Origin of the sequence: Glaciimonas sp. Gout2, from assembly GCF_035018905.1 — a bacterium.
In the GTDB taxonomy this organism is placed as follows: Bacteria; Pseudomonadota; Gammaproteobacteria; order Burkholderiales; family Burkholderiaceae_D; genus Glaciimonas.
On the sequence record NZ_JASJXA010000011.1, the window covers coordinates 21,837 to 43,924 of the forward strand.

Annotated in this window: 22 protein-coding genes and 2 tRNA genes; 10 read left to right on the forward strand and 14 right to left on the reverse strand. The window is 49.6% G+C overall.

What is annotated here, in order from left to right:
- Nucleotides 1–53 precede the first annotated feature (53 nt).
- The 7 genes from QN379_RS09900 to QN379_RS09930 form a co-directional block, all read right to left on the reverse strand.
- Entirely contained in the window at nt 54–431 is a 378-nt protein-coding gene (locus tag QN379_RS09900) for a hypothetical protein (RefSeq protein ID WP_323506575.1), read from the reverse strand.
- Nucleotides 432–458: 27 nt separating this feature from the next.
- A complete protein-coding gene (locus tag QN379_RS09905; RefSeq protein WP_322234406.1) occupies nt 459–869 on the reverse strand; it encodes a phage holin family protein in 411 nt (136 codons plus the stop codon).
- Nucleotides 870–893: 24 nt separating this feature from the next.
- Nucleotides 894–1,196 carry a DUF883 family protein gene (locus QN379_RS09910; protein WP_322234403.1) on the reverse strand — a complete coding sequence of 101 codons (303 nt, stop codon included), beginning with the start codon at nt 1,194–1,196 and terminating at the stop codon, nt 894–896.
- A gap of 465 nt (nt 1,197–1,661) precedes the next feature.
- Nucleotides 1,662–2,162, reverse strand: coding sequence for a hypothetical protein (locus tag QN379_RS09915; protein WP_322234401.1), 501 nt, complete (start codon nt 2,160–2,162; stop codon nt 1,662–1,664).
- 113 nt (nt 2,163–2,275) lie between these two features.
- Nucleotides 2,276–2,686 (reverse strand): nucleoside diphosphate kinase regulator, encoded by a 411-nt coding sequence (gene rnk, locus QN379_RS09920; RefSeq protein ID WP_322234398.1) that lies wholly within the window; start codon nt 2,684–2,686, stop codon nt 2,276–2,278.
- Nucleotides 2,687–2,882: 196 nt separating this feature from the next.
- Nucleotides 2,883–3,371 (reverse strand): hypothetical protein, encoded by a 489-nt coding sequence (locus QN379_RS09925; RefSeq protein WP_323506576.1) that lies wholly within the window; start codon nt 3,369–3,371, stop codon nt 2,883–2,885.
- A 94-nt stretch (nt 3,372–3,465) separates the two neighbouring features.
- Complete coding sequence (locus QN379_RS09930) at nt 3,466–3,891, reverse strand: PACE efflux transporter (RefSeq protein WP_322234393.1); 426 nt, start codon at nt 3,889–3,891, stop codon at nt 3,466–3,468.
- A gap of 403 nt (nt 3,892–4,294) precedes the next feature.
- Between QN379_RS09930 and QN379_RS09935 the strand changes: the two genes are divergently transcribed.
- The 3 genes from QN379_RS09935 to QN379_RS09945 all read left to right on the forward strand — a co-directional run bounded on the left by QN379_RS09935 (nt 4,295) and on the right by QN379_RS09945 (nt 6,898).
- Nucleotides 4,295–4,370, forward strand: a tRNA-Val gene (locus tag QN379_RS09935).
- Nucleotides 4,371–4,410: 40 nt separating this feature from the next.
- A tRNA-Asp gene (locus QN379_RS09940) sits at nt 4,411–4,487 on the forward strand.
- Nucleotides 4,488–5,797: 1,310 nt separating this feature from the next.
- Complete coding sequence (locus QN379_RS09945; RefSeq protein ID WP_323506577.1) at nt 5,798–6,898, forward strand: GGDEF domain-containing protein; 1,101 nt, start codon at nt 5,798–5,800, stop codon at nt 6,896–6,898.
- A gap of 53 nt (nt 6,899–6,951) precedes the next feature.
- On the opposite strand, the gene QN379_RS09950 is transcribed toward QN379_RS09945, so the two are convergent.
- The 3 genes from QN379_RS09950 to QN379_RS09960 all read right to left on the reverse strand — a co-directional run bounded on the left by QN379_RS09950 (nt 6,952) and on the right by QN379_RS09960 (nt 10,669).
- A complete protein-coding gene (locus tag QN379_RS09950; protein WP_322234386.1) occupies nt 6,952–7,851 on the reverse strand; it encodes a recombination-associated protein RdgC in 900 nt (299 codons plus the stop codon).
- Nucleotides 7,852–8,172: 321 nt separating this feature from the next.
- Nucleotides 8,173–8,460 carry a DUF4404 family protein gene (locus tag QN379_RS09955; protein ID WP_322234384.1) on the reverse strand — a complete coding sequence of 96 codons (288 nt, stop codon included), beginning with the start codon at nt 8,458–8,460 and terminating at the stop codon, nt 8,173–8,175.
- Nucleotides 8,461–8,605: 145 nt separating this feature from the next.
- A complete protein-coding gene (locus tag QN379_RS09960) occupies nt 8,606–10,669 on the reverse strand; it encodes a UvrD-helicase domain-containing protein (RefSeq protein WP_323506578.1) in 2,064 nt (687 codons plus the stop codon).
- A 188-nt stretch (nt 10,670–10,857) separates the two neighbouring features.
- On the opposite strand from QN379_RS09960, the gene QN379_RS09965 reads away from it, so the two are divergent.
- Nucleotides 10,858–11,331 (forward strand): SRPBCC family protein, encoded by a 474-nt coding sequence (locus tag QN379_RS09965; RefSeq protein ID WP_322234378.1) that lies wholly within the window; start codon nt 10,858–10,860, stop codon nt 11,329–11,331.
- A 78-nt stretch (nt 11,332–11,409) separates the two neighbouring features.
- On the forward strand, nt 11,410–11,694 hold the full coding sequence (locus QN379_RS09970) for a chorismate mutase (protein WP_322234375.1): 285 nt from the start codon (nt 11,410–11,412) through the stop codon (nt 11,692–11,694).
- Nucleotides 11,695–11,745: 51 nt separating this feature from the next.
- Here QN379_RS09970 and QN379_RS09975 read toward each other — a convergent pair whose 3' ends face one another.
- Nucleotides 11,746–12,276: a hypothetical protein gene (locus QN379_RS09975; protein WP_322234372.1), complete on the reverse strand. Its 531-nt coding sequence runs from the start codon at nt 12,274–12,276 to the stop codon at nt 11,746–11,748.
- Between the two features lie 3 nt (nt 12,277–12,279).
- Nucleotides 12,280–13,440, reverse strand: a complete 1,161-nt coding sequence (locus tag QN379_RS09980) for an MGDG synthase family glycosyltransferase (RefSeq protein WP_416348542.1) — start codon at nt 13,438–13,440, stop codon at nt 12,280–12,282.
- A gap of 306 nt (nt 13,441–13,746) precedes the next feature.
- Here QN379_RS09980 and QN379_RS09985 point away from each other — a divergent pair, with 306 nt between their 5' ends.
- Entirely contained in the window at nt 13,747–14,646 is a 900-nt protein-coding gene (locus QN379_RS09985) for a DMT family transporter (protein ID WP_323506580.1), read from the forward strand.
- A 51-nt stretch (nt 14,647–14,697) separates the two neighbouring features.
- On the opposite strand, the gene QN379_RS09990 is transcribed toward QN379_RS09985, so the two are convergent.
- Entirely contained in the window at nt 14,698–15,294 is a 597-nt protein-coding gene (locus tag QN379_RS09990) for a nitroreductase family protein (RefSeq protein WP_323506581.1), read from the reverse strand.
- Between the two features lie 374 nt (nt 15,295–15,668).
- Between QN379_RS09990 and argS the strand changes: the two genes are divergently transcribed.
- The 4 genes from argS (at nt 15,669) to QN379_RS10010 (ending at nt 20,308) form a co-directional block, all read left to right on the forward strand.
- The gene (gene argS, locus QN379_RS09995) at nt 15,669–17,429 is read left to right on the forward strand and encodes an arginine--tRNA ligase (RefSeq protein WP_323506582.1); all 1,761 of its coding nucleotides are present in this window, start codon (nt 15,669–15,671) and stop codon (nt 17,427–17,429) included.
- A gap of 190 nt (nt 17,430–17,619) precedes the next feature.
- Nucleotides 17,620–18,306, forward strand: coding sequence for an SPOR domain-containing protein (locus QN379_RS10000; RefSeq protein ID WP_322234360.1), 687 nt, complete (start codon nt 17,620–17,622; stop codon nt 18,304–18,306).
- A 165-nt stretch (nt 18,307–18,471) separates the two neighbouring features.
- Nucleotides 18,472–19,185 (forward strand): thiol:disulfide interchange protein DsbA/DsbL, encoded by a 714-nt coding sequence (locus tag QN379_RS10005; RefSeq protein ID WP_322234357.1) that lies wholly within the window; start codon nt 18,472–18,474, stop codon nt 19,183–19,185.
- Between the two features lie 340 nt (nt 19,186–19,525).
- A complete protein-coding gene (locus QN379_RS10010; protein WP_322234355.1) occupies nt 19,526–20,308 on the forward strand; it encodes an SDR family oxidoreductase in 783 nt (260 codons plus the stop codon).
- A 193-nt stretch (nt 20,309–20,501) separates the two neighbouring features.
- Here QN379_RS10010 and QN379_RS10015 read toward each other — a convergent pair whose 3' ends face one another.
- Nucleotides 20,502–21,899 (reverse strand): amino acid permease, encoded by a 1,398-nt coding sequence (locus tag QN379_RS10015; RefSeq protein ID WP_322234352.1) that lies wholly within the window; start codon nt 21,897–21,899, stop codon nt 20,502–20,504.
- Between the last annotated feature and the right edge of the window lie 189 nt (nt 21,900–22,088).

Here is a 22,088-nt window from a genome sequence, read left to right on the forward strand (position 1 = left end):
ATTAAGCGATGTTTCCTAAATGATACATCAGCATAGTCTTGCTGAGTTTCCGACTATTCGTTATCGGCTACTTTTTTATCGCGATTACTCAAGTAAGCAGCGGTGCTTGCGGCTGCGATCAGGATGCCGCCCACAAATAGGGATTTACGGATCGGACGCTTTGATAAGATGGATACACCGGTCACCAATATCGGCGCCAATGATTGCAAACGAGAGAGGGAGAAAAGGCTTGGTTGTTTTGTCATCATTGCGTAAGCCGTTCCGGCAATCCGACCTAACAGACCTTTGCTTAGCGCCCCGCCCGACATATTTGATCTGACGCCATCCCGACAGCGCAAAATTTCGTCACGGTATGCGCCGCCTTCTCGTAACAATTGCAGTTTGCGTTGCGCTAAAGAGCGCTTTCTATCGGCGTGGGATTCAGAATTCATATCTGACCTTCTTGTGAGAGTATAGCGTCAAAGTAGCGCATCCCGATCCTGCCGAAGTTCGTGCATGGTTTGCGGTAGGCCGATACGGCCCTGGCGCAAAATGGTGCGCACGTAGAGGCCCATGGCGATGGCGACGATACTAAATAGCGCGGCCAAAATCAGAAGTATTTTCCAGCCCAATGCGTCCCAAGCAAGCACTACGACAAGGCCGCTCCAAAATGCCAACGCAAACAATAACGCCAGGATGCCCAGAGAGAAAACCAGGAGCAATTTGACGATATGCGAGCCAATTTCGGTGAACTCCAGTGCGGCAAGTTCAATCCGGCTGATAATTAGCGCGAACATGTTTTTGGCGATGCCAACCATACCAGACATGAGCCCTGGTTGATGGGGCGCTGATTGTTTGGTATTGGAATGCTTGGATGTTGCGTTGTCCATGCTCGCCTGATGGTTAAGTTGCGGTTATTTACGGGAAATAATAAGCCCAAGGAGCAGGCCAATGGTAGCCGATACCACGACCGCACCCCAAGGGTTTTCATGGACATAGTCGTCTGTGGAGGCCGCAATTTCTTTGCCGGTTTCGAGGGCTGCGGTCTGTACATCCTGGGCTTTTGCTACCGCTGTATCGAGCAGTTCCAGTCCCTTATTGCGTAGCACCTCCGCTTTATCGCCAGTGCTGGCTGCTGCCTCATGAAACAGGTCCTGCGCGTCTTTTACCAATGATCTGATATCGCCGCGTGTGGTCTTAAAGCTCGATTTATACATCGTTGGCTCCTTGCCAATAAAATACTAGTATAACGAATAGCATCCTGAAAATCTGCCTATCGCGGTTAATGTTCTTGTTTTTTAAATCACTTCTAATGCCAGATTGGAGTGACACGAAGGCAATTGGTTGCAATATATATTTAGCAACATCGAATTAATTGATATTCCATTCGAGTAATTATTTTAATGCCGCTGGAAAATTGAATGCGAGGCAATAAAATACGTTCAGATGGAATGTTAATCAAAATCTGATATGCCAAAGTTCATCAACAATAATCCAGAAATTCCCGTTTTTGTACTCACGTATGTGATCAAGCGAAAATTCATGACGACATGAGCGGGGATGACGCACCCTCCATGGCTTTGCCACCGGCGATATTAATCAAGTTATGTGACCTTCGTTTTTAATCATCACTGAAGCGCAGGGATCGTATGAATCAAGTGCCGCCGGTAAGTAAGTGGTTACTAATTTGTTTTGGATCTTAGTTCAGCAATGGTTTCAATATTCCCAATTTGTATGATGATAGGGCGCAGCGACATCGTTGGTTGGGTCGGCCGCCAGGCAAATAGCCATTCCTTTTGTATGGCGTTCCCCTGATTTTTTGTGAAGGCAGCGCCCAATGGATTAGGTTTACCGTAAGAAATCGCACCGTCGATGCCGGTCCAACTCGGCAACAGGCGTTGCGCTGCGCGATGGATGCGTTCTCCAAATTCTTCGGGATCATTGATCACCAGACAACAGTCGCTATTGGCAAACTCGTTATATAGCGCATCATCCGCGGCGCAACTCAAGCTGAGAGTGAGCAGTTGCGGCGAGGCGCGGGATGGATTATGCAAATGATTTATTTGCAAACTTTCCACAGGAGGACGCAGACGGAATTCTCCGAGCGTCAAAGCCCGTTCGAGCCACTGTCGTTCGGAATACCGGTAAAGCTTGGATGGGCGCTGATAATCTGCGGTTGACATGATGGCCTATTACAATTGTGAGGTAAGAAATTGATGAGATAGAAACGTTTTTGGCGTCGAAAAACACGCAGCCATAATGATAATGGACGTGCCAATAATACTCAAAAACAATGTTAAAGGTGAAATTCGCCGTTGGCTTCCGGCTGATAAGTGACTTCTAATACACGCAACTGACATTCACGTCCGACCGGACCCTGCCAGGCAATCGATTGACCGACTGATAAGCCGAGTAAGGCACCGCCAACTGGTGCCAGAATAGACACGGCGTCGAGCGATTTTGCCTGGTGCGGATACACTAATGTTAAGACGTGTTCTGTTTGGGTCTTATCGTCTATAAAACGCACAGCAGAATTCATCGTGACGACGTCTGCCGGAATATCTTCAGGGTTGACTACTCGTGCGCGGCGCAGTGTCTCATTTAACAACTCCACTGCCGCAACATTGCGATAGGTCTGCGATTCCAGCAATTGCTCAATCCGCTCCATATCGAAACTAGAGAGGGTTATTGGTGGTTTAACTTCCATGATGATTTCTCTTTAAATAAGCGAATGAACTTGCTAAGACAAAACGTACCGACATCATTCTGCGAATACGCTTAGGAAGTTTTGCTATAAGGTCTGATGGTAGGCGAGATGCAGAGGAGACGCAAGCCACCACCATTGTGTCCCCTCGTTACGTCAGATAAAGTCTTAACGTCGCCTATTTTGATTGCATTTGTATTTATTCGTCCATTTGCGCATCGGCTATGGAGCGCAATTGAAAGCGGCCATCAGTGTTAAATAGCCAGCTTTCGGAAATTTCTATCTCGCCCTTGCGTAATAAGTCCCTATCAGGCTTCGGAAAAGGTGCTGCGTTTTTTACCGAGAGCATGGCGACCGCTTCGGCGGCACGGTCTTTGTTAGTGCGCATAATTTGCGTGCGTAATAACTGGCCATCAGCATCGATATAAAACTTCAATACGATTACCGCCCTCAACAACGCTTGCGGCCGACCGATATACACTTTGGTGGAGTTGACCGCAACAATACGTTGGGCAAGATTGCGTTTATAACCATCTATCGTCGTTGTATTCGTGGGTGTGGCAGTATTCGCCGGGATAGTCGGCGAGTTATTGCTAAGTCGATCTATTAGTCCACCGACGCAACCGGCGAGGCTTATCGAGATAAGTGCCATGAGGCACATGGTAACAGTCGACGCCTTGCGTTTCATAGGTCACCTCGGGATCGAACTATTCGAACAAAAGATCACACCTAAATATTAGCACTTTGTTAGCAATTTGTTAGCGCCAACGGGTGGCAATGATTTACTCAGTTCGCATCTTCAGGCGACGACGCGCGATGTCGTAGAGCCAGTTAAAGCAAAAGGCATACACCATAAAAAATACCGAAAACACCAGATCCAGCATAAATGCCTGAACCACGCTGATGCTCATCCACCAGGCGGTAATGGGTAAGGCCACAGCCATGAAGCAGAGTTCAAAGCCAAGTGTATGACCCACTCTGACGGCAATGGTTCTGACCCAGCCATAACGTGTCTCAAACCATTCAAATCCATGGTTGTAGAGCATATTGCAAGCCATTGCGCAAAGTGCCAGGATCAATGCCAGCGCGCCGAAGTGAAACAGTTCTAGTCCAAGTCCGTATGACATCAACGGGACCAGAATAACGAGTGCGCCTATTTCAAAAAGTATGGCATGAAGGATACGGCGAAATAAAGTAGAGATAGTCAATCCTGAAGTATAAATGGGCGGTAACGTACAGTATAACCAACCAAATAGCGTTATGCGTCACCGTGGCGGGATACCGGGTATTCCAACTAACCTGATTGGTTATTTGAGATTTTTCCCGTTGTGGCTGCTTTGTGCGAGGTGACGGTGTGATTTAGTCGCGCAATGAGTATCCGCTGCATTGTTCTGGATGGGTGATAGTTTCTTTCGATTTTAGGTTTGGAATTAAGTGGAATTCAGCGCTCTAGCCCGTCAGATGACTAGGTTTAATGCGGCCGGCCATGATCGGTTTAAAGTTCTTTTAAGAATTTTTCATGAAACCCTAGACGAATAAAAAAACTCATGTATAATTCGGCCTCTCTGGGGTTGTGACAAACGCCACGGAAGTTCGGCTGAATAAGCATTTGGGTGCTTAGCTCAGTTGGTAGAGCGGCGCCCTTACAAGGCGTAGGTCGGGAGTTCGAGCCTCTCAGCACCCACCACTTAGCCGAATAGTCGTTAGGTAAGATGCAGTAAAAACAAGGAGTGGTAGTTCAGTTGGTTAGAATACCGGCCTGTCACGCCGGGGGTCGCGGGTTCGAGTCCCGTCCGCTCCGCCAACTATATGTCAAACGTTAGCCAAGTTTGCCGACAAACCCCTAAGAGATCAAAGACTTAGGGGTTTTTTGTCGCCTGTTGCGCCCATCGTTGACCATTGACAGCCAGATTTTATGACAGTATCTAATCTACTGTCAAAATACATACTGTCATAAATGCCTAAAGTACCCACCCGTTGACTGCCGATTACCTCTAAAGCCACTCTCGCTCATTGAGGAAAAAAGTCTGTTAACTCCATGGGAAATTCAAGTTGATTTAGCGTTTCACATCGAGCCGCGCTTTACCGACGTGAGCAGTTACAAAAGCGTGGCGAATTGAAAAACGCCTAAAGAACGGACATTCTTTTGGCGTTTAAGTAAAAGGAAATTGAGGCGGCCCCCCAATTTTCTCTTGCATGTTTTTACTTTCAACAGCATCGGAATAGTAGGCTATCGGCCGCCGATTAAGGTTAAGCGAACTTATAGGAGGTATTTGCCATGGCTGCATGTCAATATCCAAAATCTGTCCGTGTTCGGCAATATATCCGCTTCCGTTTTGGGAAATGGAAGATGTCTGTCAGTACTGTCGGTCTTGCCGAGGTCAATTAGCGTTATTTAACTAATCAGCCAAGCTCTCCCATCGTGGCGGGCTTTTTAACGCCGGGTGATTCATTAAATGACGGAAAATAGATGAGGGCAGGATAGGTGGTGAAGCATCTTTTGGTACAAAGTAGTGGCAATTGCTTGCCAGGGCGATAAAGTGTCCGGGGCAGGAGGGCGGTAAATGCTAAGGATTTACTTTTGACAGTACAAGCGACAGTACATTTAGACATTGAAAATAATAGAACGTTTGTTTATAAGACTCTGCCCTGGTCGTTAGGCTCTCGTCCGCCCAAGAACAAAAAAAAAGACGCGCCTAAGTGCGTCTTTTTTCGTCTATTAATTTGTTTTGATCGGGCGTATTGTGACTATTATTGTGACGCGTATTGCTACCCGCGGTGTAACGAACATTAGGGCGCATAGAAGTGCTTTATGGCAACTTTTGTAGTGCAAGCAAGACATTATTTCCATGTTTCAACACTGTTGTTTCATGTGGGAAAACCTATCTTTCATGTATTCCCAAAACTTCATTCAGTTGGCTTGCCAGCATCGCAACATCGCGCTATTGTCGGTTGCTATACTTATTTTATTATCACTTTAGGCCTTCGCCGGTAATAAATCGTTGATAGCAGTTGTGCTTAAATCGCACTCACCGTAGCAAACATAAGTATGTAACCGATTGCCAGGTAATGGAACCCGAACAACTTATTCGAATTAACAGAATCACCTGCCGTATGCTTTACTGGGTGACCTTTAGCTACGTCCTGGATACTCTGTTGCTCTCTGCCTTTGCAGCCATTGATGTGCTCGCTGCACCTCTTATTTTGATGTATGGCGCAATGGCTGTGTTGATTAACGGCATCTTCTACCTGTTGATTAAGAGCGGCTACAACCGCAGGCTAAAAGATCCAACCATGACATTGGCACAATTGATGGTGGCCGCCTTTGGACAAATCGGTTTTGTTATTTTGGTGCCAGAAGTTGGTTACCTGTTTTTGATCAACCTCTTTACCGTGTACGCCTTTGGTGTTGCGACTCTTTCTACCTTACGCTACGTCTTTAGCTGGATTATCGGAGCGTTGGGACTGGCGGTTGCGTTCTATCTGGTAGGGAGCCGACTAGGTCTTCCTGTGGGTACCTCGCAAAGTCTGTTTTTGGTCTATCTCTCTTTTACGCTGACGCTAGGGCGCTGCGTATTTATCGCTGATTATTTAACGCGTCTTGGTAAGCGTCTATCTAAAAAAAACAGTGCCTTGTTATTAGCTATGCAGCGTGTGCAAGAGTTAGCAACACGTGACGAATTGACGAATACCGAAAATCGGCGATCTCTTGGCGAAATTTTGGATTCGGAACAAAAACGTTTTCAGCGTGGTGGCGCATCGTTCTGTATTGCCATACTGGATCTGGATGGTTTTAAAACCGTCAATGACCGTTTTGGTCATCCCGTTGGCGATGAAGTTCTAAAAGCTTTCGTGCAAATCGTACGCCATGAGATGCGTCATAGCGATCATTTCGCTCGCTATGGCGGGGACGAGTTTGTATTGGTTCTGACCGGCACAACCTTATCCGATGGATTAGTAGCGCTAGAACGCATTTGTGACCAGACGGCGATATTTAACTGGCACCAATTTGGTGTGGGGATTGCCGTCACAGCCTCTATCGGCGTGACTGACTTCCGCCCAGAGGAAACCATTGCATCGGCTTTTCAGCGCGCTGACACCGCTATGTATGCCGCTAAATCGGCAGGCCGTAACCGTGTTGTCGCCAGCGGCGACCTGCAGGAGAATGGTTACGGCATCGACGATATGGGGTCTATCGATGCCGCTGCTGCCTAGTTTTATGGGCTTTTCCTGCTGTTGGTCAGTTGCTCATTAGACGTCACCGATGCTTACGCAGTCGGTTCCCCGCCTAAAGAAAACACCAAGTCACTGAGAAGTTTATTTAACTCGCCGGTCATCAGGGTCAGATCTGAGTCGAAGCGTTCGTCATCGTTTATGCTGGAAACGTCGTTTTCTTCTTTTATCACGTCAAGGGGCGCTATGCGCTTGACAGCCAGCCCTTCGGTCAACACGAAAGAAATTCGGTCGGCCCACGTCATCGCTAGGCGGGTACATTGTTTGCCCGCTGCGATATGACGCCTTACGTCTTCAGCTTCCAGCGTGTGACGCACGTAACGCACGGTGGCCTTGCCTTCACCGTTAGCGCGCAATTCAGTATCCTGATCGACCGTAAAGCCGCTTGGGGCTTCATCTGCGACCAACCAGTCGGTCATGGAGGTGAGCGGTGAATGGACGGTGCGCAAGCCTGAAACCTGCAATTTATCGACGGAACCAAGCAAAAGCTTCAACACTTCTTCGGCTTTAGCCGGGCTCGATGCGTCAACTACCAGCCAACCATTGACTGGATCAATCCAGACCCAAGTCGTGCGACGGATACTAAATGCACGCGGCAGCAGTTCGTCGGTTACCTGTTCTTTTAGGTCTTTCAGTTGTTTGCGTCCAGGCGCAAAACCTTGTTGCTCTTCAATCTCTGCCGCACGTGCCTTGGTGACCTGGTTGATGACTGTGGCTGGCAGAAGTTTTTTTTCTGTTCCGAGCGCAAGGATCAACTGGCGATTGACGACGTGTACCAACATTCCGTTGTCGCGTGGTGAAATCCAACCCTGACTTTGCATTTCTAAACTGCTGCACTCAGCAAATGCCTGCTTCGACAGAAACGCTTCCAGTTGATCGGATGAGATCGCCCAAGGCGCGGGAATACGATAAATTTGTAGATTTTTAAACCACATAATAATCTGTTTAATCCGTTAAAAAAGTGATGCGCCAATCTGCAAAACAACAAAGGGCGCAAAGGTGGGTTTGCCCATTGTTGTCGCTGCAGGGTGGCGCAAGGAAAATGATGGCAAATACGTGCGGCGCTTCAATCGGCCGCTATATCATCGTATCGACGTTTAGCACGCTAAGCGTCTTGTTTGGTAACTCCCCTTTTGCATGTAACACTGGCTACAAAGTAGGCAGCGCGGATGAGGGAAGAGGGGAAAAATACAGGCGCAATGGCAGCAACACCGTCAGCAAAAATGCTGCATTTATGCGTCCGTTTGCCAGGTTATTTAAATGCCCATTTTTGTGAGCATATCGGCGATCTCGCGGAATACCGGTTCCAGATGTGGATGACGGACAGCCAAACGTGCTGAGATTTTTTGTGCCTGGTTGACCAGGTCGCTACTAGCTTCCTCTGTCGATACATCCGGTGTCGCGTTCGTATTGTTAGCCAATATCCTTTGTATATCTGCGTCCAATGTTTGCAGTAGCGCTTTAGTTTCAGGATCGACAGGTGCGCCGCTTTCTAGCGTTGCGTGCAGTTTTTGCAATGATTCTTTGAGGTTGTCGAGGCTCATGGTGATTTCTCTTATTTCCTGAAATGTTGCTTGGTTATCTTGGTGACAATGGTTTGCTAAATTTACTCGGCTTACGGGCATCTTCAGTGTCTGTTGTCACCAATAGATTCTCGATAGCGGTTGTTGCCAGGCTGAACCTATCATCTCATGCTACGCGCGGCTTTTGCAATAATGCTTTCAAATTCGCCAACCGGTTTTGCGGCGTAATGACTTCGTCTTCGGTCGGGACCGCATCGCCTTCGTCCAGCTTCATTTCTTTAATAAAACGCGACATGTCGCAATGCACGCTTTCCCCGGCACGCTTGCGTTTTTTGCACCAACTGACGTGTAGACTGCGCTGCGCACGGGTGATACCCACATACATCAGGCGACGTTCCTCTTCGATCCGCGCGGCGATGACCTCAATCGGTGCGTCAGGATCGCCCTTATGCGGCAATATGCCTTCCTCCACGCCGATCAGGAATACATGCGGATATTCCAGTCCCTTAGACGCATGCAAAGTCGACATCCGCACCGCGTCAGGCTCCTCGTCACGGCCATCCAGCATCGACATCAGCGCCACCATTTGGGTCAGTTCCAGCAAATTCTTCTCTTCGCCGGTGCCGTCCTTACCACCCGTCCCCTTTTCCTTGAGCCAGTTTGTAAAGTCGAGAACGTTTTGCCATTTGCTTTGGGCCTGACGATCATCGAAGCTATCGTACAGATAACCCTCGTAATTGATTTCCTTCATCATATCGTCGAGTACCGCCGCCGCATTTTCGCCGCTGCCAGCGGGGCCGATGCGGCTGGCCCGAGACTCAAGTTGATTGATAAAGTTGCCGAACTGACGTAGCGGGTAAAGCTGCCGGTCGGAGAGTTTGGCGTCAATACCGCCTTTAAAAACCGCCTCAAACAACGAGCATTGCCATTGTCCGGCGACCGTTCCCAATATTTCCAGAGTGGCCTGACCAACCCCACGTTTTGGCGTTGTGATGGCGCGGATAAACGCGGGATCGTCGTCTTCATTGGCGATCAGGCGTAAATAACTAATGATGTCTTTGATCTCGGCCTTGTCAAAAAAACTCTGACCGCCCGACATCACATAAGGGATTCGCTCGCGCCGCAGGGCTTTTTCAAAAATGCGGGCCTGATGATTGCCGCGATACAGAATCGCATAATCGGCAAACTTGGCGCGGCGCTCAAAGCGATGCGCCGATAGCATGATGGCGATCTGCTCAGCTTCCTTCTCATCATCTTCCATCCCCATGACTTTGATCGGATCACCGAGACCGTGATCGGACCAGAGCGATTTTTCAAACATTTTCGGATTGTTGCCAATGACAGCGTTGGCAGCTTGCAAAATTCTGGTCGAAGAGCGGTAATTTTGTTCCAGCTTGATCACTTTTAGATCAGGGAAGTCGACTTGCAACGTTTTCAGATTTTCAATGGTCGCGCCGCGCCATGCATAGATTGCCTGATCGTCATCGCCCACCGCTGTGAACATCGGTTTTTTGCCGACGCCGGTGACCAACAATTTCACCAATTCGTACTGGCACGTGTTGGTGTCCTGATATTCGTCCACCAGCAAATAACGCAAACGGCGCTGCCATTTGTCACGTACAACTTCGTTAGTGCGAAATAACTCGACCGGGAATCGAATCAAATCGTCAAAATCGACAGCTTGATAAGCCTTCAGTGTTGCCACATAGCTCAGATAAATACGCGCTGCCTGTGCTTCATCTTCTGTGACGGCTTGATTGAGCGCCTGCTCTGGATCAATCAAACCGTTTTTCCATAAAGACATGGCGGTCTGAATCCGGCGAATTAATTGTTTGTCTGTGGTGATCGCTAAATCTTGCACAATTGAAAAGCAATCGTCGCTATCCATGATCGAAAATCGGTCTTTTAGCCCTAACTCACGCGCTTCTTGCCGCAAAATCTTCACACCTAGCGAGTGGAATGTACTCACGGTGATGTGTTTGGCTTGCTTTGGTTCTTTTAACAACTTGGCAATCCGCTCCTGCATCTCGGTCGCGGCTTTGTTGGTAAAAGTCAGCGCCGCAATATGGCGTGGTTCATAGCCGCAATCTTCGATCAGATGCGCGATTTTTTGGGTGATGACGCGCGTCTTTCCCGAGCCAGCGCCCGCTAACACCAGGCATGGGCCGTCCATGTATTTGACGGCTTCCCGTTGTGGGGCATTGAGACCAAAATTGGGAGTAGACGACATGCGGCAACCAGAAAGAAGCAAAGCAGACTATTTTAACAGTCTGGACCATCAATGCCGCTAAGGTGACGCGAACTGTTGCGCAGACACGCGCTGATTTTTTTGTCTTACTTTTACGCTTTTGCTGGGCGCGGGCATAGTATGGGAGAATTCGGTTATCGCCATCAGGCAGTTACTTCTATTGAGTCTTTATGAAATTTGCGCATTTAATCGAAATTAATGATCCGCTTAATCCATTGATTAAGCCGTTGACCTCTGAACAACTTTGGCGCGGGCTAGTCCTGCGCGCTGAACAGCCGATGTTATTCGTTCCGCATCTGGACGCATGCCAAATCCTGGAAAAATCGATCGATTCGCTCTCGCGAGAGTTGCGTTACGGCAAAATCATCATCCGCGATATTGTGACGTATTTACCGCAATTGCAAGTGCGTTATCAGGTCCCACCGCAAGAGGAATTGTTGGGATCAAGTCTGACCATGACTATCGAGCAACCTCAACAGGACGCACTGTTTGTACGTTTTTCGTATACCGATGAATCGAGCGGGACCGCTATCAGCGCAGAAGAGGAAATGGTCGATGAGTTTCGTCGGAGCGCCTATTTACAGGCAGATATCGACACAATCCGCATAATCCGAGAATTAGTGGACAGCGATAAGCTAAACTAAGTTGTCTGATTTTTGCAGCGTGGCCTTGTTTGGCCACAAATGAAGACGCAACTTTGCACCAAAAATATGAGAGGTTCCATGTCAGATACCGTCATTAATCCGCAGTTATTACAGTTACGCGATCAAATCGATATTGTCGATGCACAGTTGGTCGCGCTGCTTGGTCAGCGCTTTGGACTGACAGCGCAAGTCGGGGTGTTAAAAAAAGAAACCGGTCTTGAAGCAAGAGATCCAGATCGGGAGCGTTTACAGATTGTAAAAGTGCGCAAGTTAGCCGCTGATTCCGGTGTCGATCCTGATTTCATAGAGAATTTGTTTCAAACCATGTTGAAAACGGTGGTCCAGAATCATCGAGAGGTTTAAGCGTTTCTGGCGACGCACGGCACCAACGGCGCATTAAAACTCGGTAATGCATTATCGATGTTGCTCAAATAGGGCGGCTTGGTTCAAGCCGGTTCTATTGTGTTTTTTGGTGCTTTTACGTTCCGCCAACCATAGCAATACCAACCCCACCGAAGAAAAGACCCAATAATCAATCGGCACTGGCCCCAACCAATGTTTGTGCCACGGCACGTCAATCGGGTTGAAGCGGCTCAGACCAAATGCCGGGTTCACCAGAAACCATAGCCAGTCTTCTGCGATCCAGAACAACATGATCGAGGCCAGAATGCGTCCTTCGGCCCTCCAGTCCCAACGTCCGTTGAACCAGATTGGATAGTGGAACACCAAGGCGATGAACGGAAATACCCACGCGTGGTAGCCGGTCATGGCGCGACCTCCCCAGAAAATATCGAGTAGCCAGTGATGCTCTATGCGCCAGGTCGGCAGATTGGCGGCCCATCCCGCGCCACCTTCAATCTGAATTTCTACGTTGGCGAAAAAATAAGCTAACAATGCGGTCCATACAAGCATGCCGATCACACGGCGAAACTGTGTCAATTGCATAAGTCAGTGAACCTGGAAATAGGAGCGTTGAACGAGTGGCGGGATCGCGGGCGGTGTTAAAGTCTCGCGCAATCCATCAAGATGGTTAAAAACAACATTTAAAACTTCTCGCCCAGCACGCGGGCGGCCCAGGGCAAGGCACCGTTCGCGCAGCTCTGCAAGCAAATGTGGGTTTTGCAACAAAAGTTGTAGTCGATAATTGAGCGCGGTCAGATCTACTGCCTTTAGTGCCGCGCCTTGCTCTAACAAATAATCGGCATTGCGTTCTTCTTGCCCCGGTATCGGCGAATGGATGATCATCGGAACGCCCATCGCCAGGCACTCAGAAGTGGTCAGGCCGCCGGGTTTGGTGATCACCAGATCGGCACAAGCCATTAACTTTTCCACCTGATCAGAAAATCCGAGTGCCTTCAGGCGATGCGGATGTTGGGCCGCGATGTGCTGCAAATTATTTTGTAACTCCAGATTTTTACCGGCCAACGCTACCAGCTGAAAATCGCACTCAAATCCGTTATCCTTCATGTTCAGCAAACTTTGTACTGTTTTATCCAGATCGCCAATCCCTGCACCGCCGGACATTAAGAGGATAATCGGGCGTTGTGCATCTAACCCCAAGGCTGCCGCGCACGCCACTCGCTTCAGGGTTTGCGAGAACGCTGGCATCACCGGAATGCCGGTTACATACACTGAAGTGGCAGGAATACCTTTGGCGCGCATGCGGAAGGCGACCTCTTCGCTAGCCGCAAAATAGCCTTGCATCTGGGGTTGCAGCCACATACTGTGCAGATCAAAGTCGGTGACCTGAACCCATACCGGACAAGCGAGCCGCTGGCTGCTGATTTCTCTGGAGAGCATTTCAGCGGGTAAAAAATGCGTGCAAATAATCGCGTCGGGCGCGTACAGGTTGACGGCTGCGCGCAATTTTCGAGTGCTTACGCGTTCCATCATCCTTCGCAGTTTTTGCATCGTCGCGTCGGGATGTGCGCTGTCGCTTTTTTGATAGACGTAACCCCACACCGCTGGATGACGATTTACCAGATGAAGATAAAAATCTGTGTAGATAGCGCGGAAACCGGCAGAAACATAGTCCATCGCATCCCAATGCACAATCTCGGTGCCGGGATATGCTGCCGCGCAGGCTTTTAACGCCTCCGCCGCGCGCATGTGTCCCGCACCGGCAGAAACGCTTAATAACAATATCTTTCGTTTTTTTGTCGCGTACGTGATGCTATTGATGGTCAACTCCGGCTATTGCTATTAATGGTGCTCATTGCACAAAACAGCTTGTAAGTCGCTGCATTTTTGGCAGCTTACCTACCGTTTGTGTCAGGAATGTGAAAATCGCGATGTTCCATGCCGGAATGTAACAAGTGCAATTAATTGGCGTGGCGTAGAATCGGTGGCCGTTACCATTCGCCATGAAAATTGCCATGCGCGGTTAAATCTCATTTAAATGTAGGAAGTAGAACCATGTCGACGCACCATAAACCCCTGGATGGCCTTGCCATTGGCCTGATGCTCTTGCTGTGCATTTGCTGGGGCTTCCAGCAAGTGGCGGTCAAACTGGCGCTGTCAGTGATGCCATCCACCTTGCAGATCGCTTTGCGCTCGGGCGGTGCGGCATTGCTGGTCTGCTTGTTCATGCTATGGCGAGGTGACGGATTTTCGCTACGTGACGGCACTTTTTGGCCGGGCTTGGTGGCCGGTGCATTGTTTGGCGGAGAGTTTCTGTGTGTCTCGATTGGCCTCAATTACACCACCGCATCGCATATGTCGGTTTTTCTGTATAGCGCCCCCATTTTCACCGTACTGGCGCTGCATTGGCTGGTTCCGGGCGAACGGTTGGGGTTGCTCCAATGGTGCGGTGTGCTGACTGCATTTTTAGGAATCGTGGTGGCGTTGGCGGCAGGTTTTTTTGATGGTGAGGCCACGCCTGTAAGTGTGCTTGGCGATGCGCTTGGTTTGGCAGCGGCGGCGTTTTGGGCAGCCACCATTATCGTGATCAAAAAAAGCTGTTTATCTACAGCTAAGCCGAGCAAAACATTGCTGTATCAACTAGGTGTGGCAACCGTGATGCTATTGGGTTTTGCTTTTGCTACGGGACAAGCGTCTATCGGACCAATGACGGAAGTGACGTGGATGAGTTTATTGTTTCAGACGGTTGTGATCGCTTTTGCGAGTTTTTTGACATGGTTCTGGATGTTGCGCCGTTATCTGGCGTCCCGATTGTCCGTGTTTTCGTTCTTAACGCCGCTCGTTGGCGTCGGTTTTGGGGTGTTGATACTTAACGATCCGGTGGGCTTACCGTTCGCAATCGGAGCAGTATTGGTGCTGACAGGTATCGTCATGGTGAATCGGCGGCAGAGTTGATTTTGTGCGTCTCTGCCGCCTTTGAAGTTTGCGCTTACTATCCTCCGACTTTTACGCTTTAAACGTGCCTTCCGACACTAAAGCTGAAAGCGGCAGGCGCGGACTTGGCGCTTCTTTTTCTTGCAATCCGGCTGGAAGCATTGCTTTGTCGCCGATCTTGCCGATGGCAATCACCGCTTCAATGGCAATATTTTCAGGTATCGCCAGTTCGCTGCGGGTTTTTTCCTTATCAAAGCCGGCCATGCCATGCGCATGCCAGCCTGAAAGACTGGCTTGTAGCGCCAGATAGCCCCAAGCTGAACCTGCGTCAAACGAGTGGGTTGGCGATGGTTTTTCTTCGGTTGATCCTGGTGCAGTCATCGTGGTTTTCGACAAGACGACCACCAACGCAGAAGACTTTTCAGCCCAACTACGGTTGAAATCGTTCAGCAATCCGAGCAGTTTGTCCCAATGTGGCGTGCCGCGACGTGCAAATACAAAGCGCCATGGCTGCGAATTGTAGGACGATGGCGCCCAGCGTGCCGCTTCCAGAATGGTCAACAGTTCTTGTTCTGTCATCTCATCGTTAGTGTATGCGCGGGGCGACCAGCGATTGATAAATTGTGGATCAATAGTGTGTTCGGTAACGCGTGGGTTTGATTCGGACATAAGTACTCCTGTTAGTGGTGGTGCGAAAATGACATCAGATCAACGGATGCAACGCAATGCAATTGCCTGAGTCAAACATAGGTCAACCCTGCGTCAACTTTGAATTTGCAAAGGCGCATCATCGCAAAATACCCCGCTGATCGCCAGAGTTTCCTGGATGCGAAGTATCTTATCAGCAGTTTTTAATGCGTGCAGATAGTGCAGTGTTTGGCTTAAACGTGTTTGTTTGATGACGTACTCGATTGCAGCGGAGCGGAAGTCGGTCGCTAAGCCGGTATAATCGGGCGTCTTAGATGCTGAATTAACGCAAATTAATTCGTAACGACAATCCACATCATTTCGGTCGGTTTGCCGATCCACTGAACGGAAATTCCATGCTTGCGCAACAAAAACAACACATTATTGACCTTTTTAACGCTGCGTTGCAGCCAATTGTCGTTGGTACAGATGTACACCCAACCATCACGCTGGAACGTCCGCGTGACCCTGCGCATGGCGACATTGCTTGCAACATTGCCATGCAATTGGCGAAGGCACTGAAAAAAAATCCGCGTGAATTGGCGCAATCATTGGTTGCTGCCGTAATGGCGAATCCTTCACACGTTAACGTGATTGCGGGCGCTGACATTGCCGGGCCGGGGTTTATCAACTTGCGTCTGACCGCCGCAGCCAAGCAAGAAGTGGTCAAAGTGGTATTGCAACAGGGTGCGGCATTCGGGAAGAGCACTGTTGGCGAGGGCAAGAAAGTATTGGTCGAATTCGTCTCCGCCAATCCTACCGGACCATTGCACGTCGGTCATGGTCGTCAAGGCGCGCTGGGCGACGCAATGTCGTCCCTGTTTCAAACGCAGGGCTACGATGTCACCCGTGAGTTTTATTACAATGACGCCGGTGTTCAGATTGCAACACTGGCAACCTCCGTTCAGGCGCGTGCCAAAGGCAATAAACCGGGCGATACCGATTGGCCTGAATCCGCATATAACGGCGATTATATTGCCGATATCGCCCGTGATTTTCTAGCCAAAAAGACCGTAGAAGCCAGCGACGGCGAACCGGTTACCGCCAGCGGCGATCTGGACGATGTTGAGTCAATTCGCAAGTTTTCCGTCACCTATTTGCGTCGTGAGCAGGATCTGGATTTACAAGCGTTCGGCGTCAAGTTTGATAACTATTATCTTGAGTCGTCGTTGTACAAAGATGGCAAGGTCAACCACGCCGTTGAAACACTGATCGCCGCAGGTAAAACCTACGAACTCGATGGCGCACTATGGTTGCGCACCACCGACTACGGCGATGACAAAGACCGCGTGATGAAAAAATCCGACGGCACGTACACCTATTTTGTGCCGGACGTCGCCTATCATATTGTCAAATGGCAACGTGGTTTTGGTAAAGTCATCAACGTTCAGGGCAGCGATCACCACGGTACCATTGCACGGGTACGGGCCGGATTGCAAGCGGTCGACGCGGGCATTCCGCAAGGCTATCCGGATTACGTTCTGCACAAGATGGTCACCGTCATGAAAAATGGCGAGGAAGTAAAAATTTCCAAACGTGCCGGTTCTTACGTCACCGTGCGCGATTTGATCGAATGGTCTTCTGGCGATGCGGTAGCGGAAGACGGTTCCCGCGACTTGACGCGTGGCCGTGATGCCGTGCGTTTCTTCCTGATTTCACGTAAGGCCGACACCGAATTTGTATTCGATGTCGATCTGGCGCTATCCCAATCAGATGAAAATCCGGTGTATTACGTACAAATGGCGCATGCGCGGATTTGCTCAGTGCTGGCCCAATGGGACGGCGACGAGTCGACCCTCAGCGGTGTTGATCTGAGTCTGCTGACCGCACCGCGCGAAGCCTCATTGATGGCTAAACTGGCCGCCTATCCCGATATGCTGGAACACGCATTGGAAGAACTCGGCCCGCATCAGGTTGCATTCTATTTGCGGGATCTGGCCGGTGAACTGCATAGCTATTACAATGCTGAACGTGTGCTGGTCGACGACGAAGCGCTGAAGTTGGCGCGTCTGGCGCTGATGGTGGCCACGCGCCAGGTGCTGCGCAATGGTATGGCATTGATTGGTATTTCGGCACCTAACCGCATGTTGCGCGATCCGGTCGAAGTCGTTGCATAATCGAGATCGTTGTCATCGAGATCGCTGCAAGAATTGAAGACGTCATTCGGTGTTAGTCTGGTTTGGTTGCGCTAAATTGTCGGGTTAAGACAGGCGTGGAGTTGGATCGACTAACGCTTCAAACCATGTATATCGTATATATCGTATACGTAATGGGCAATGAGTTGAATGTAATGAGGGAAGTGGAAGTATGAGCAAAATAGACAAACGCAAAAAAAAGCAAGCTGGCGGAACGTTCGTTGGTGTGATTCTGGGCCTGATTGTCGGTTTGGCGATTGCGGTGGTCGTAGCAATCATGATTACCAAAACCCCAACACCTTTTACCAATAAAGCACCAAAGGTCGAAAAGCCGTCCGACATCATCACCGCGCCTGAGCAATTGTCTGATCCTAACAAGCCGCTCTACGGTAACCGTGGTCAGGCCTCAACACCTGCTACCGCAGTTGCGCCTGTAGTAGTTCCTGATCGGCCCGTTAGTCCGGTCGTCGTTGCGCCAGCAGCACCTGATCTGATCGGCCAAAAGATTCAGGAAAAGCAGCACGAAGCCGCCAAAGCACCGATTATCGATAAATCGACCGCGGATAAAACCAAGAAAGTGGCCTCTGACATCGCCACAGCCAAAACTGACAGCGCAGATGATCACTGGATTTATTACCTGCAAATCGGCGCCTTTCGCGAGCAGGCTGAAGCAGAAAGTGCACGTGCCAGATTAGCGTTGCAGGGTTTTGAGGCAAAAGTCAGCGAACGACCATCCGATAATGGTTCACTGTATCGCGTACGTATCGGTTCATTTAGTAGCTTAGAAACAATGAACCGTATGCGTAGTAAGCTGTCTGACAGCGGCATCAGCACTGCAGTAGTGCGTTCAGCAAAATAACGTAGATGTTATCGGCGTCTTGTTCTTCGCCTCCCGTTCGCTATAAACGTGGAGGCAAAGATGGCGATAACAGCAATATTTGCAGTACAACCTCTTCGCGCAATTCCGAACGCTCCTGAAGCATCAGGGATTGCGCACTGTCTATCATTAGAATAAGGAAATCCCATGCGTTTTTTGCAACGTGCATTTGCCATTGTCGGCCTTAGTCTCACTCTCGGTTTCGTCGCCGCATCGGCCAGCGCTTCTCCTGCCAATCCGGTCGCAGGTACAGACTACAAATTGCTCGATACCGCGCAAGCCACTGATTCTGGCAAAAAAATCGAAGTCACTGAATTCTTTTGGTACAGCTGCCCACATTGCTTCGCGTTGGAGCCAGAGTTGGAAAAATGGGTTGCCAAACAGGGCGACAAGATTGATTTCAAGCGTGTCCCGATCTCTTTTGATCCACGCTTTTTGCCCCAACAAAAACTGTATTACACATTAGAAGTCATGGGTCAGGTACCAGCGATGCATAAAAAGGTATTCGATGCGATTCACGTCCAGCACCAGCGTCTGGATACGGATGCAACGATCCTTGATTTTGCGGTTAAGCAAGGCTTGAACAAAGCTAAGTTCACTGAAGTGTACAACTCGTTTGGTGTGCAATCGAAAGCCATGCGCGCAACCCAACTGCAAAACGCTTACAAAATTGACGGTGTGCCGATGATTGCCATCGACGGCCGCTTTCTGACTGCACCATCGATTGTCGGGACTTCAATGGGTAACGCGCCAGAGCCGGTCTTGTTTGCTGCCACGCTGCAAGTCGTTGATTCTCTGATTGCCAAAGCGACCGCAGAAAAAAATAAAACGGCTGCTCCGCCAGCGCAAGCCAAAAAATAATACGGATTTGTGGGAACTGTTCGTTAGCCATCAAGAACAGCTTAATAGGTGTAAACGGTGGCTAAACGATTACTAAACGGTTACTGAAATCTATTAGACGCGATTTGAGTCCGATTTTGATCCAAGTCATCGGTATCTGCGCTTCTGGCAATGGAGCCCGAACACCTAAACCGAGATTGTCTTTTGAACATTAAGATCTTTGTGCATTAGGATCTTTTAATACTGTTTGATTTAGTACCCTGGCCGAGCAAAAATTCTTCTCCAGGCTTCTCAAAAAGTTGTCAAATAGTCCGTCCCGCCCTTATCGGCAGAGGGCGGACTTTTTTTATATAGGACACATATGCAACGTGTATTTATTACCGGCGCTTCTAGCGGTATTGGCGCTGCCCTTGCGCAGCAATACGCAGCGCAAGGCGCTACGTTAGGATTGGTGGGGCGCCGTCGTCAGCCGTTGCAACAATTGATAGACCGTTTGCCTCATCGAGAGCGCCACCATTTATACGTTCTGGATGTGAATGATCACGAGGCGTTACGGATTGCCGCAGCAGACTTTATTGCAGAGGGCAATGGTATCGATGTGGTGATTGCCAGCGCGGGCATTTCTCAGGGAACGTTGACCGAATTTGCGGAGGATCAGAAAGTATTTGAATCGATATTCGCGACCAACATGCTGGCCACCGTTGCCACCTTCAGCCCATTTATTGCCACGATGAAACAACAAGCGCAAGCCGGTCAGCGCGATTGTCGTTTGGTCGGCATTGGCAGTGTTGCTGGTATCCGCGGCTTGCCCGGGGCGGGCGCATATAGTGGCTCGAAAGCAGCAGTGATGCGCTACTGTGAGTCGTTGCGCGTTGAATTGCGCGCCAGCGGCATTAAAGTTATCACGTTAGTGCCGGGTTATATTGATACGCCGATGACACAGGTTAACCAGTACCGCATGCCGTTTTTGATGCCAGCGGTCGCGTTTGCCGCCCAAGCCTGCGCTGCAATCACGCGCGGAAATAGTTATCAGGTCATCCCGTGGCAAATGGGTCTGGTAGCGAAATTATTGCGGATTTTGCCAAACTGGTTATACGATCTGGTATTCGCCAGAGCGCCGCACAAGGCGCGTAAGCCATCGTAACTAGCTGGCCCCGATATGAGCGCAGCCTAAACTGGTTAGATGGTATGTTGGTCAAATTGTCTTAGTTTGTTTGGGCCAGACAAACCTGCCAGCAGAAAAGTAAAAAAAGGCGTTCGATACTTCTAGTATCGAACGCCTTTCCATTAGCAATACGCGTTAAATCACTTTGTGTGATTTGTGCGATGCCGTAAATTTACTTCGGATGCAGCAACGACCGCTTACGCGCATAGCCGAAATACACCGCCAGCCCAATCAATAGCCAGCAACCAAAAGCGATCCACGTTACCGCTTGCAGATGCAACATTAAAAATACGCAGAAAAAGATCGCAGCCAACGGCACAAACGGCACACCGGGGCAACGGAAAGGGCGTTTGATATCTGGACGTGTTTTGCGGAATATCAATACCGCCGCTGAAATTAACGAGAACGCCATCAATGTGCCGATATTAATCAGCTCTGCCAACACGCCCAAGGGCACGACCGCCGCGATCAGCGCAAATACAATACCAACCAGCCACGTAGTAAAAAACGGCGTCGCAAAACGAGGATGCACTTTAGATAATTTTTTCGGCAATAGTCCGTCGCGTGACATCGCAAATAATATGCGGGTTTGACCATAAGTCATGACCAGAATCACTGTTGTCATTCCTATAATTGCGCCGAGATCGACAAAGCCAGCAACCCAGTTTTGACCCGCATATTGCAAGGCCAGTGAGACAGGATGATCGACGCCGAGAAATTTTTCGTAAGGGACAATGCCCGTCATGATGCTGGCGACGATCACATACAATATCGTACACACCGTGAGCGAAGCGATGATCCCGATTGGCAAATCACGGGAGGGTCGTTTGACTTCTTCCGCCGCCGATGTCACGGCGTCGAAACCAATAAATGCAAAAAATACGATGGCTGCTGCATTAAACACGCCTTGATAGCCAAAAGGCAGAAAAGGTTTCCAGTTAGCCGGCTGGACATGGTTCGCACCAACGACGATGAATAGCACAACCACGCTCAGTTTGATAAACACCATGATGTTATTGGCACGCGCTGATTCACGCACACCAATCGACAACAAGGCGGTGACGACTAGCAAGATGATGAAAGCAGGCAGATTGAACCACGTCTCCACGCCTGGCACCGAGCCAGGCGCCGCACTCAGTATGGCCGGTATGTGAACGCCAAATCCGGCTAGTAAAGACTGAAAGTAACCCGACCAGCCGACCGAGACTGCCGATGATGCCAGTCCGTATTCCAGCAACAAATCCCATCCAATCATCCAGGCAACCAGCTCACCCATGGTGGCATAACTATAAGTGTAGATCGAGCCGGATACCGGCACGGTAGAGGAAAATTCAGCGTAGCACAATGCAGCAAAGCCACAAGCTACGGCGGCAACGATGAAGGACAGCGACAAGCCGGGGCCGGCGAGCAGAGCACCGGTTCCGGTTAATACAAAAATGCCGGTACCGACAATCGCGCCGATACCGAGCAAGGTCAGATCGAGCGGTCCAAGCGTGCGCTTCAGGCCACTACTATCATTCTGACTATCGAGGATCATCTGGTCGAGGTTTTTGGTGCGAAACAAACTCATGAAACTTCTCCGGTAAGGATATTACGGTGTCTCAATTGCCCGATAAGTTTGAGATCGATTGTGTAGAAGGGCGATAGGCTATGCGGAAACCTAGCTGCAAACCAAATATCCAAACCTGTCCGGTTGGCAGCAATGGTGAAGATCGTTCGCGTTGGATGGCGATGACTGCGACATATCGTCGTCAGGCAT

Bases quoted from the DNA above. Each gene is read 5' to 3' on its own strand.
- QN379_RS09900 (WP_323506575.1), bottom strand. From the start codon at position 431: ATGAATTCTGAATCCCACGCCGATAGAAAGCGCTCTTTAGCGCAACGC.
- QN379_RS09905 (WP_322234406.1), bottom strand. From the start codon at position 869: ATGGACAACGCAACATCCAAGCATTCCAATACCAAACAATCAGCGCCC.
- QN379_RS09910 (WP_322234403.1), bottom strand. From the start codon at position 1,196: ATGTATAAATCGAGCTTTAAGACCACACGCGGCGATATCAGATCATTG.
- QN379_RS09915 (WP_322234401.1), bottom strand. From the start codon at position 2,162: ATGTCAACCGCAGATTATCAGCGCCCATCCAAGCTTTACCGGTATTCC.
- rnk (WP_322234398.1), bottom strand. From the start codon at position 2,686: ATGGAAGTTAAACCACCAATAACCCTCTCTAGTTTCGATATGGAGCGG.
- QN379_RS09925 (WP_323506576.1), bottom strand. From the start codon at position 3,371: ATGAAACGCAAGGCGTCGACTGTTACCATGTGCCTCATGGCACTTATC.
- QN379_RS09945 (WP_323506577.1), top strand. From the start codon at position 5,798: ATGCTTTACTGGGTGACCTTTAGCTACGTCCTGGATACTCTGTTGCTC.
- QN379_RS09950 (WP_322234386.1), bottom strand. From the start codon at position 7,851: ATGTGGTTTAAAAATCTACAAATTTATCGTATTCCCGCGCCTTGGGCG.
- QN379_RS09955 (WP_322234384.1), bottom strand. From the start codon at position 8,460: ATGAGCCTCGACAACCTCAAAGAATCATTGCAAAAACTGCACGCAACG.
- QN379_RS09960 (WP_323506578.1), bottom strand. From the start codon at position 10,669: ATGTCGTCTACTCCCAATTTTGGTCTCAATGCCCCACAACGGGAAGCC.
- QN379_RS09965 (WP_322234378.1), top strand. From the start codon at position 10,858: ATGAAATTTGCGCATTTAATCGAAATTAATGATCCGCTTAATCCATTG.
- QN379_RS09970 (WP_322234375.1), top strand. From the start codon at position 11,410: ATGTCAGATACCGTCATTAATCCGCAGTTATTACAGTTACGCGATCAA.
- QN379_RS09975 (WP_322234372.1), bottom strand. From the start codon at position 12,276: ATGCAATTGACACAGTTTCGCCGTGTGATCGGCATGCTTGTATGGACC.
- QN379_RS09980 (WP_416348542.1), bottom strand. From the start codon at position 13,440: ATGCGCGCGGCGGAGGCGTTAAAAGCCTGCGCGGCAGCATATCCCGGC.
- QN379_RS09985 (WP_323506580.1), top strand. From the start codon at position 13,747: ATGTCGACGCACCATAAACCCCTGGATGGCCTTGCCATTGGCCTGATG.
- QN379_RS09990 (WP_323506581.1), bottom strand. From the start codon at position 15,294: ATGTCCGAATCAAACCCACGCGTTACCGAACACACTATTGATCCACAA.
- argS (WP_323506582.1), top strand. From the start codon at position 15,669: ATGCTTGCGCAACAAAAACAACACATTATTGACCTTTTTAACGCTGCG.
- QN379_RS10000 (WP_322234360.1), top strand. From the start codon at position 17,620: ATGAGCAAAATAGACAAACGCAAAAAAAAGCAAGCTGGCGGAACGTTC.
- QN379_RS10005 (WP_322234357.1), top strand. From the start codon at position 18,472: ATGCGTTTTTTGCAACGTGCATTTGCCATTGTCGGCCTTAGTCTCACT.
- QN379_RS10010 (WP_322234355.1), top strand. From the start codon at position 19,526: ATGCAACGTGTATTTATTACCGGCGCTTCTAGCGGTATTGGCGCTGCC.
- QN379_RS10015 (WP_322234352.1), bottom strand. From the start codon at position 21,899: ATGAGTTTGTTTCGCACCAAAAACCTCGACCAGATGATCCTCGATAGT.